Source organism: Hylemonella sp. P2_B10, from assembly GCF_056404875.1.
In genome coordinates, this window is the sequence record NZ_JBFUDE010000002.1 from 985081 (window position 1) to 994854 (window position 9774).

A 9774-nucleotide genomic window follows, 5' to 3' on the forward strand; every position below is an offset into this window, starting at 1 on the left:
CGGCATGCCGTAGCCCTTTTTTGCTTGACCGCTGCCTGAGCGGAAAGGCAGCTTAGCGCCGGCGCATCACGTGCACGAACTCGTTGCCAATGGTCTGCTGGTCCACCAGTTCGTTGCCGGTCTGCTTGGCAAACGCCTGGAAATCGCGCACCGAGCCGGCGTCGGTGGCCACCACCTTCAGCGTCTGGCCGCTTTGCATGGCCGCCAGCGCCTTCTTGGCCTTCAGGATGGGCAACGGGCAGTTCAGGCCGCGGGTGTCGATTTCTTGGTCGATGTTCATGGTGTTTCCTCGGTTGCCGGATTCTAAGGCCGCCGCCATCAACGTGTTGAAGACAGAGCTCCGCTTCGCTACGGTCTGTCCCGCAAGGTATCAGGCTCGCTTGGGGAATTCCACGAATTGCGGCGTGTACCCGCGCGACTTCAGCCAGTCGGCCAGCGCATAGCCCGTGCCGGCGGGCCAGCACTTGACGGTCTCGGGCGTGTAGAGCCGGTAATCGGCCAGCTCGGGCGACAGGCTGACCTCGCCGCTGCACACCGCGTGGTAGGCGATGATGATCTGGTTCATGCGCTGGAAGTCGTAGACGCCGATCAGGTCCAGCGCATCTGTGCGCAGGCTGGTCTCCTCAAGAATCTCACGCGCTATGCCCTCTTGCGGCGTCTCACCGGCCTCCATGAAGCCGGTGATCAGCGCGTACATCTTGCCCGGCCAGGCGGCGTTGCGCGCCAGCAGTATCTGGCCCTGGTATTCGATCACCGCCGCCAGCACCGGCGTGGGGTTGTTCCAGTGCGTGTAGCCGCAGGCCACGCAGCGCAGGCGCTCCTTCTCGCCGCCGTCCTCCAGCCGGGCGATGAACTCCAGCGGGTTGGCGCAGTTGGGGCAGAACTTGAATTCGTGTGTCATGTCCACTCCTGGTGGCCTCAGGCGGGGAACACGCCGGTGGACAGGTAGCGGTCGCCGCGGTCGCAGACCACGAAGACGATGGTCGCGTTCTCCACCGTCTTGGCCAGTTGCAGCGCCACCCAGCAAGCGCCGGCGGCCGAGATGCCGCCGAAGATGCCCTCTTCGCGCGCCAGGCGGCGGCAAGTCTCCTCGGCATCGGCCTGGCTGACCAGCACCAGGTCATCCACCCGGCTCGCGTCGTAAATCTTGGGCAGGTATTCCTGCGGCCACTTGCGAATGCCGGGGATGCGCGAGCCCTCGCTGGGCTGGGCGCCGATGATGCGCACGTCCGGGTTCTTCTCTTTCAAGAACTTCGACACCCCGGTGATGGTGCCGGTGGTGCCCATGGCGCTGACAAAGTGGGTCACGCGCCCGCCGGTGTCGGCCCAGATCTCGGGGCCGGTGGTCTCGTAGTGGATGCGCGGGTTATCCGCGTTGGCGAACTGGTCCAGCACCCGGCCCTTGCCGTCCTTTTGCATCTGCTCGGCCAGGTCGCGCGCGTACTCCATGCCGCCGCTCTTGGGCGTCAGGATCAGCTCAGCGCCAAAGGCCTTCATGGTCTGGGCGCGCTCCACCGACAGGTCTTCCGGCATGATCAACACCATGCGGTAGCCCTTGATGGCCGCCGCCATGGCCAGCGCGATGCCGGTATTGCCCGACGTGGCCTCGATCAGCGTGTCGCCCGGCTTGATGTCGCCACGCTCCTGCGCGCGCTTGATCATGGACACGGCCGGCCTGTCCTTCACCGAGCCGGCCGGGTTGTTGCCCTCCAGCTTGCCCAGGATCACGTTGCCGCGCGCGGCGTTGTCCTGCGCGGCGATGCGCTGCAAGGCCACCAGCGGGGTTTTTCCAATGACGTCTTCAATGCTCTGGTATTTCATGGCTGCTGTGATCTGTGCGATAATTTTCGTCTTTCGCGCTCCGTGCGCGAACGATGCCCGGGTGATGAAATTGGTAGACGTAGGGGACTCAAAATCCCCCGCCGCAAGGCGTGCCGGTTCGAGTCCGGCCCCGGGCACCACCTCTTTTGCCGCTACGCCTTGCGTAGCCTGTCCGTTTCCCATTTCGCACGCTTTCCGCAAAAAGACTGTACCACCTGGGCCGTCCCGGCGACCCCGTCGGGTCTTTGCCAGGCCGAGCGGCTCCAGCAGTCGTTCGTCGTCATTGAAATGGGATGCCCGCTTTGTCGATCACGCCCTTCCACTTCGCAACCTCGGCCTTCACATGTGCCGCCATTTGATCGGGCGAGCTGGCCCGCGCCACCATGCCCATGGCATGCAGCGTCTGTTGCACGTCGGGCATGCCCATCACCGCCTTGATGTCGGTGGCCAGCCGTGACACGATGGCCGGCGGCGTCTTGCCGGGCACGCTGATGCCATTCCACGAGCTGGCATCAAAGCCCGGGACGGCGCCTTCGGCCAAGGTCGGCACATCGGGCAAGCCCGCAAACCGGTGTGCTGAGGTCAACGCCAAAGCCTTGATCTCCTGGCCGGCGATTTGACCCAGCACCGGCGGCAGGATCTCCAGCGCCACTTGCACCTGCCCAGAGCGCAAGGCCAGGACCACATCGGCGGTGGACTTGTAGGGCACGACGACAGCGCTGATGCCGGCCATGGCCTTGAACAACTCCGCCGCCAGGTGCTGCGTGCTGCCCGGCTGGATGGTGGCGATGTTCAACTGGCCCGGATTGGCCTTGGCATAGGCCAGCACCTGCGCCGCGGACTGCAAGCCTGACTGGCTGCCGGTCAGCAGCACGAGGTCAAACGAGGCCAGTGTCGAGACGTGGATGAAGTCGCCCATCAAGTCATACGGTACTGCCTTGAACAGCACCGAGCTCAGGGCCGTGCCACTGGTGGTCATCACCAGGGTGTAACCATCGGCCGGTGCCCTGGCCACCGTGGCCATCGCGACCAGGGGGCCGGGCCGGTTGTCCACGATCACCGGTTGGCCCATGCGCTCGCCCAGTTGCTTCGCCACCAGGCGCGCCACGATGTCGCCGGCGCCACCCGGCGCATACGGAACCAACAACCGGATCGGCTTCACCGGGTAGGCCGGGGTGGCTGCGAATGCGCCGGGGCCGGCCAGGCCAGTCAAGGCCGAAACCAGACCCATGAAATGTCTTCTGCGCACGTTACCCCTTGTCGACAGGATGGACTGAAAGCATAAGCCAACACGACGTCAAGGATTGGCAAGCAGATTCATCAAGGCACGGGCAAAGAAAAAGGGCCCGCAGATGGACATCTGCAGGCCCTTGGTGTTGAACCACAACTCAGGCGCGGCTACCCGCGCTGCAGTCGGCCTCAGCGCCGTGTCGGGTCGTTGGGCCGGCGGTCCACCGCGTTGGGCACACCGTCACCGTCACGGTCGCCGCGGGCCCAGCGGCCACGCTCCAGGTACCAGCGGCCATCACGCTGCGCCCACGTCGGTTCGGCGTAGTGGTAGCCGCGCCGCACACGCTCCCAATGGCCCGGCCGCCAGACGTGACGGCGGCCTTTCAAGTCCCAGTAACCCGGTGCCCACACATAGCCGCGCCGCGGCGCTGGCACCACTTCGTGGCGCGGCGGCGGCGGCGCAACATCGAAATACACACCCACCTGGGCACTGGCGCTGGTGGGCAAGGTGACGGCCCCCAGGGCTGCGATGGCCATGGCGGCGGCCAACAGGGACGGACGGAGCAGTGAGAGAGCGCGCATGAAAGACCCCTTGTAAATTGGAGCGTGCGGAGCAGATTTCAGCAAATCCACCTCGATCACGCTGCACAGGTTAGGGCCACCGTTCACGCGGCGTCTGTGCGCCAGCGCACGCGTTGCCGCGCCTGGGTGGCGCAAGAGTTCAGCTGAACGCGTGCGCTGCCCTGGAAGCCGGCGCCCCACTGCGGCCAACCGGCCGCAACTCCACCGACCGGTACACCGGCCAGGCGTCCGGGTTGCAGGCCAGGGCCTGCTCGGCGGTGAGCTTGTCGCGGGTCTGCCAGGTGTCCTTGCCTGTCAACCGCGACGGCATGTTCCAGATGTAGTGCGGTACGAGTTCCATGGGTGCCAAGCTTAGGTCCGGTCGCACCGAAAACTGTCACAGGACTGTGACCCGCGCGGCAGCTCAGGCGCAGTCCCGTTCTTTTCAGTTCCTTTCAGTTTTCTTGCGCAGGTAACAGGGCGTAAACCCCTGGGCGCGACTGTCATCGGCGCCCTAACATGGGGCGTTAAACCCTGGTCACACTCAGGAAGCCGTCATGACGTCTTGGAACCCGCGCGCCTCCCGTCCCGTCCGCCTGCTGCGCCAGGCCCTGTTGCTGCCCGTGCTGGCACTGTGCATGGCGGCGCTGCCCGCCCACGCCCAGGACGACCCGCCCGACCGCGTGGCACGCCTGAGCCTGGCCACCGGCATGGTCAGCTTCTCCCCCGCCGGCGATGACGAGTGGACCAACGCCGACGTCAACCGCCCGCTGACCCAGGGCGACAAGCTGTGGACCGACAACGCCGCCCGCGCCGAACTGGACACCGGCAGCGCCGCGCTGCGGGTGGACGGCCAGACCAGCCTGAACATCCTGAACCTGGGCGAACGCGTGGCCCAGTTCCAGCTGGCCCAGGGCACCGTGAACCTGGCGGTGCGTGAGTTGCTGCAAGGCGAGCTGGTTGAAATCGACACACCCAACCTGGCCGTTACGCTGCGCCAGGCCGGCAGCTACCGCATCAGCGTGGACGCCAGCGGCGCCACCTCGGTGGCGGTGCGCAGCGGCGAAGCCGAAGTCACCGGCGAGGGCGGTGCCTACCTGGTCAAACCCGGCCAGTCCTACCGCTTTGTCGGCAACAACCTGAGCAATTACCTGCTGTCAGCGCTGCCGGCAGAGACCGATTTCGACCGCTGGTCCAACGAGCGCGAGCGCGCGCTGACGCGCTCGGCTTCGGCGCGCTACGTGTCACCGGTGGTGATCGGCTACCAGGAGCTGGACGCCTATGGCAGCTGGCGCCAGGACCCCGAGTACGGCAATGTGTGGACCCCCACCCGCGTGGCGGTGGATTGGGCGCCCTACCACGACGGCCGCTGGGTCTGGGTGCGGCCGTGGGGCTGGACCTGGGTGGACAACGCACCCTGGGGCTTCGCACCCTCGCATTACGGCCGTTGGGTCTCCTTGCGTGGCCATTGGTGCTGGGTGCCGGGGCCGCGCCATGTGCGGCCGGTGTACGCACCGGCGCTGGTGGCCTTCATTGGCGGCTCAGGGCTGCGTGTGGGCGTAGGCGGCCCGGGCGTGGCCTGGTTCCCGCTGGGGCCGCGTGATGTGTACCGGCCGCCCTACCACAGCAGCCGGGGTTACTTCACCCGTGTCAACACCAGCAACACGCACATCAACGTGACGCAGATCAGCAACCATTACGACCACCCCAATCCCGCCAACACGGTGTATGTGAACCGGCGCGTGCCGGGTGCCGTGGCGGCGTTGCCGGCCACGGCTTTCGGCCAGGCGCACGGGCCCACGCGCGGCATCATGCGCGTGTCGCCAGAAGTGGCGGCCCAGGGCCAGGTGGGGGCGCCCCCGCCGGTGGCGCCACCCCGTGGTGCCGGGCCAGGGCAAGGTGGCGGGCACCGGCCGCAGCCCCCCGAATCCGTGCGCGAGCGCCCGGTGGTGACACGCACCCCACCGCCCGCCATGGCATGGCCGGGCGCCGCCCACCGGCCTGCGCCCAACGCACCTGCCACCGCAGCGCCCACCACCGGCCCGGCACCAGGCCCGGCAACAGCGGCGCCCCTCGTCGGACCGGTCGGCCCCGTCGCGCCCGCTGCTACCGGCCCGGGGCCAGCGCCGCGGCAACCGACTGCGGTCCTCCAGGGCAACCCGGCCAGTCCCGCTCCCAGTGCCGACAACGACCGCTCGCGGCGCGGCCGGCCCGACGAGCGTGAGCGCGCGCCGCAAAACCAGGTGGCACCTCAGCCGCAGCCACAACCCCCTGTGGTCGGCCCGATGGCACCGCCGCCCACGCAGGCCCAACCACAGCCCCAGCCTGCCCGGCCGCGCGCAGACATGCCGATCAACCGGCCCCTGGAAGCTGCGCCACCTGCTGTGCGCCCTGTGGAGCCATCACCGCCCCCGGTCGAACGCCGTGGCATGGACCGTGAACGGCGCAACCAGACAGACACACCCCAACGCGAAGCGCCTGCCCGTGAGGCCCCGCAGCAGCGCCAACCGGAGGCCCAGCGGGCGCCTGAACCGCAGCCGCAACCCCGCGCCCGGGTGACGCCGCCCGAGGCACCCACCCGCAGTGCCCAGCCGGCCCCTGCGCAGCCCGCGCCGCAACAGGCAGCCCCTCAGCGGCCGGCGGTACAAGCGCCGGCACCGGCGCCCGCGCCGGCACGCACCGAGCCCAGCCCGCGCCCGAATCCCGGCGCCGAGCGCAAGATCGAGGAAGAACGCCGCCGCGCGCAGGACGACAAGAACAGGAGCTGAGCCGCCGCGAGCCGACGCGTTGACTAAAACAAGGTCAGCAGGATCAGCACCATGCCCACCGCACCGACCGTCCAGACGGCGGTGCGCAGGTAGATGATGCCGGCGTAGTAGACCGGGATGTAGATCAACCGCGACCAGAAAAACAATGTGGCGCCCAGCAGCACCTGCCCCGCATCGCCGCCTTTGAGTTGCGCCGCCAGCAGCAGCCCCGCGAACAGCACAAAGTTCTCCAGCGTATTGGCCGCGCAGCGCTGGGCGCGGCCGGCCAGCGGCGTGGCGGGCGGCAGGTTGTCGCGGTTGCCAAAGGCCAGCAGCAGGCCTTGTGGCGTCCACGCCTGGACCCGAACCAGGCTGGCCGCCATCAGGCTGAGCCAGGTCAGCACGGTGGTGGCGGCGAGCATGGCGAAGGGCGAGTTCATGGTGTGCGCTCCGAAGTGACGGTTTGGGTGGCCGCAGTCTAGGCGGTGCCATCTCCGCACGCCAGCGTTTCCTGTGCCGCAGCGCAGCAGCGTTGGTCCGACACCGGGTATAAATCAGGCATGAGCCAAGCCACTGCCCTGCCCGACCAATTCATCGCCAAACTGCCCCAGCGCGACATGCAGGTGGACACCTGGCCCGACCAGCCGGTGCTGGTGGCTTTGGAAATGGGCGGGGTCGATTGGCCCAGCTCCTGCCGCAACGGCAACTGCCGCACCTGCATCGCCCAATTGGCCAGCGGCCAGGTGCGCTATGAGATCGAATGGCCGGGCCTGAGCGCGGAGGAAAAGCAGGAGGGCTACATCCTGCCCTGCGTGGCCTATCCCTGCTCAGACCTGGAAGTGATCGGCTAGCTTTCTTCCCTCGGCGGGCGCGGGATCTGCTTGAAGCGCACCTTGCGGTCCAGCGCAATCGCGTCCTTCTTCACCTGGCGCAGCGCGTCCTGCGCCTGGCCGGCAGCCAGCCACTGGGCGTATTCGTCCGGCGTCTCAAGCGTCAGGCGGCCCAGCTTGGCGGTGCGGAAATCGGCAATCAACACCTCGGCGGCCTTGTGCAGGTCCACCGACGCGCCGCTGCGCAAGGCGCCGCGCTTGCGGCCAATGTCGGCCAACAACTGTTCGCTTTTTTGGCCTTCCACCGCCTTGAGCTTGTAGCGCTCCTGCAGCAGTGCGGCGTAGTGGCGCGCCAGGTACTCCACCAGCTCCAGCGCCACCTCCTGGTCATCGTAGGCATTGCGACCCACGGCGCCGCTGGCGGCCAGGTTGTAGCCACTTTGCGGCACGATGATGCGCGGCCACAGCATGCCTGGCGTGTCATACAGGTAGAAGTCGTCGGCCAGCGTGATGCGCTGCTCCAGCTTGGTGATGCCGGCCTCGTCGCCGGTCTTGGCGGCGCGCCGGCCGGTCAGCGTGTTGATCAGCGTGGACTTGCCGACGTTGGGGATGCCGCAGATCAGCACCCGCATGGGTTTGGCCATGCCACCCCGCTTGGGTGCCAACTGCTGGCAGCCGGCGATCAGCGCCTTGGCCGGCGCAGTCGCACCAGCATCCAGCGCGATGGCGCGGGTGTCCGCCAGCGCGTTGTAGTGGGCCAGCCACAGCTCCGTGCGCGCGGCATCGGCCAGATCCTGCTTGTTCAGCACCTTCAGCGACGGGCGGCCGCTGGTCAGCTCGGCCAGCAGCGGGTTGGCGCTGGAGCCGGGCAGGCGGGCGTCCAGCAGCTCGATCACCACGTCGATGTCCTTGACGCGCTCGGTGATGGCCTTCTTGGTCGCATGCATGTGACCGGGAAACCATTGGATGGCCATGGGGTGGAAGTCTTTCTCTTGTCTTTTTTCGCAACAACAACCGCCTGAGCTTAGCAGGCCGGTGTTCGCGCGCTGACACCGGCCCCGCCGTTCATCACCCGATGCCGTGGGATGGTCACTCGACCCACCCGCAGGTCACTGCGCACCGCTAACGTGGCGGCACCGGCATCGAACAACAGACAACCCGCTGATGCCGGCCGTGTACCCAGTTCAGTCAACGTCATTGGAGTAAGACATCATGCGCACATCCTATTGGGCCATTCTGACAGCCGCCGCCTTGAGCGGCTTTTCCAGCGCCCAAGCGGCTCCGCAGAGCGCCGACGCTGGTATCACGCAGGTGGAAGTGAGAGGGAAAACCGAGTACAAGCTGGCGCCCCACGAGTTTGACAACTACGTGGGCACCTACCGCTTTGACTCGGGCGATGTGATGAAGGTGTGGCAACGCGGCACACGCTACTACAGCCAGTTGAACAAGCAGGCGGCCCACCAGTTGCAGGCCACGGCGGCCGGGCGCTTCAATGCAGCACCGGGCGCCACGCTGGAGTTCAGCGAGGACGGCAACCAGGTGGCGGTGCGCCAGTTCGACAAGCTGATGGTCGCCATGCGCTGAACCGCGCCGGGGTCGGCCACGCCCTCTGAGCGGAAGGCGTGGCCCGGCCCCGGCCGTGGTCAGGTTGCTGTTACACCCTGCACAAGCGGGGTGAGGAGAAGTCGCAGGCCAGGGTTACACTGCTGCCGACACAGGAGGAGGCGCCCACAGGGTGCCCCTGCGGTCTGGCCCTTTGCGACGATCTCCACGACGATGATAGATCCGCTGTCGAACACGCTGCCGCCCCCACCGCGCATGTCCATGCCGGCGCTGGTGAGCACCGGCGTGTTCCACATCGCACTGCTGTGGGCCATCCTGCAGGCCGTGCCGGCGGTGCACACCGCGCGCCAGGTGGTCTACCAATTCCTGGCGCCCATCACCCGCATTCCGGACAAGCCGCCGGGCGCGCCGGTAACCACGCCCGCCACCACGCCACCGCTGCGCGAACCGGCGCCGGTGACGCCAGTGCTGCCCACGCGGGCGATCGACGTGGTGCAAAAGCCCGCACCCATCCAGCCCCCCGAGCCCAAGCCCGAACCCCAACCGCTGCCACCGCCGCCGGTGATCGTGCAGGAAACCCGCCCGCCGAAGGTGGAGCCGCCCAAGCCGGTGCCCTTGCCACCGCCGCCCGAGCCGGTGCCGCCGCCTGAGCCGCCAGCCCCGCCCGCACCCTCGCCCACACCCGCGCCAGTGCCCGTGCCGGCACCACCGCCGCCGCCCGTGCCAGCCCCGCCAGCACCCGCGCCGGTGCCTGCTCCCCCTGCACCCGCCCCCGCGCCTGTGCCGGCCCCACCGGCTCCCGTTCCTGCACCGCCAGCACCCGCACCGGTACCTGCGCCTCCAGCACCCGTGCCCGCCCCGCCGGCACCCGCCCCTGTGCCGGCACCGCCCGCCCCGGCACCGGTTCCCGCACCACCGGCACCTGCACCGGCCCCGGCCCCCCCTGCGCCCGCCCCGGCTGCGCCGGCACCGGTCCCGGCAGCCGCGCCTTCGCCGGCCACCGCGGTGGCACCCACGCCGGC

The 9774-nt window shown here is 68.3% G+C and carries 11 protein-coding genes, 1 tRNA gene and 1 pseudogene; 5 read left to right on the forward strand and 8 right to left on the reverse strand.

Features of this window, described 5'->3' with window-relative positions; translation table 11 throughout:
* Positions 1-52: 52 nt before the first annotated feature.
* From AC1DX2_RS12405 to cysM, 3 genes are all read right to left on the reverse strand, one after another.
* Positions 53-280, reverse strand: a complete 228-nt coding sequence (locus tag AC1DX2_RS12405) for a sulfurtransferase TusA family protein (protein WP_477196643.1) — start codon at positions 278-280, stop codon at positions 53-55.
* A 90-nt stretch (positions 281-370) separates the two neighbouring features.
* A complete protein-coding gene (locus AC1DX2_RS12410; RefSeq protein WP_477196644.1) occupies positions 371-901 on the reverse strand; it encodes an NUDIX hydrolase in 531 nt (176 codons plus the stop codon).
* Positions 902-918: 17 nt separating this feature from the next.
* Positions 919-1821, reverse strand: a complete 903-nt coding sequence (gene cysM, locus AC1DX2_RS12415; protein WP_477196645.1) for a cysteine synthase CysM — start codon at positions 1819-1821, stop codon at positions 919-921.
* 55 nt (positions 1822-1876) lie between these two features.
* On the opposite strand from cysM, the gene AC1DX2_RS12420 reads away from it, so the two are divergent.
* Positions 1877-1961: transfer RNA gene (locus tag AC1DX2_RS12420), tRNA-Leu, on the forward strand.
* A gap of 140 nt (positions 1962-2101) precedes the next feature.
* Here AC1DX2_RS12420 and AC1DX2_RS12425 read toward each other — a convergent pair.
* The 3 genes from AC1DX2_RS12425 to AC1DX2_RS12435 form a co-directional block, all read right to left on the reverse strand.
* Positions 2102-3052, reverse strand: a complete 951-nt coding sequence (locus AC1DX2_RS12425; protein WP_477196646.1) for a Bug family tripartite tricarboxylate transporter substrate binding protein — start codon at positions 3050-3052, stop codon at positions 2102-2104.
* Between the two features lie 188 nt (positions 3053-3240).
* Positions 3241-3633, reverse strand: coding sequence for a YXWGXW repeat-containing protein (locus tag AC1DX2_RS12430; RefSeq protein WP_477196647.1), 393 nt, complete (start codon positions 3631-3633; stop codon positions 3241-3243).
* 139 nt (positions 3634-3772) lie between these two features.
* Positions 3773-3973 (reverse strand): hypothetical protein, encoded by a 201-nt coding sequence (locus AC1DX2_RS12435; RefSeq protein WP_477196648.1) that lies wholly within the window; start codon positions 3971-3973, stop codon positions 3773-3775.
* 196 nt (positions 3974-4169) lie between these two features.
* On the opposite strand from AC1DX2_RS12435, the gene AC1DX2_RS12440 reads away from it, so the two are divergent.
* Positions 4170-6380 (forward strand): DUF6600 domain-containing protein, encoded by a 2211-nt coding sequence (locus AC1DX2_RS12440; RefSeq protein WP_477196649.1) that lies wholly within the window; start codon positions 4170-4172, stop codon positions 6378-6380.
* A 23-nt stretch (positions 6381-6403) separates the two neighbouring features.
* On the opposite strand, the gene AC1DX2_RS12445 is transcribed toward AC1DX2_RS12440, so the two are convergent.
* Positions 6404-6799 carry an MAPEG family protein gene (locus AC1DX2_RS12445; RefSeq protein WP_477196650.1) on the reverse strand — a complete coding sequence of 132 codons (396 nt, stop codon included), beginning with the start codon at positions 6797-6799 and terminating at the stop codon, positions 6404-6406.
* A gap of 120 nt (positions 6800-6919) precedes the next feature.
* Here AC1DX2_RS12445 and AC1DX2_RS12450 point away from each other — a divergent pair, with 120 nt between their 5' ends.
* A complete protein-coding gene (locus tag AC1DX2_RS12450; RefSeq protein ID WP_477196651.1) occupies positions 6920-7210 on the forward strand; it encodes a 2Fe-2S iron-sulfur cluster-binding protein in 291 nt (96 codons plus the stop codon).
* Here AC1DX2_RS12450 and ylqF read toward each other — a convergent pair.
* Entirely contained in the window at positions 7207-8163 is a 957-nt protein-coding gene (ylqF, locus tag AC1DX2_RS12455) for a ribosome biogenesis GTPase YlqF (protein WP_477196652.1), read from the reverse strand. The two genes, AC1DX2_RS12450 and ylqF, sit on opposite strands and share 4 nt — an antisense overlap.
* A gap of 238 nt (positions 8164-8401) precedes the next feature.
* Between ylqF and AC1DX2_RS12460 the strand changes: the two genes are divergently transcribed.
* A complete protein-coding gene (locus AC1DX2_RS12460) occupies positions 8402-8773 on the forward strand; it encodes a hypothetical protein (RefSeq protein ID WP_477196653.1) in 372 nt (123 codons plus the stop codon).
* 192 nt (positions 8774-8965) lie between these two features.
* Positions 8966-9774: pseudogene (locus AC1DX2_RS12465) on the forward strand (hypothetical protein); the annotation flags it as partial.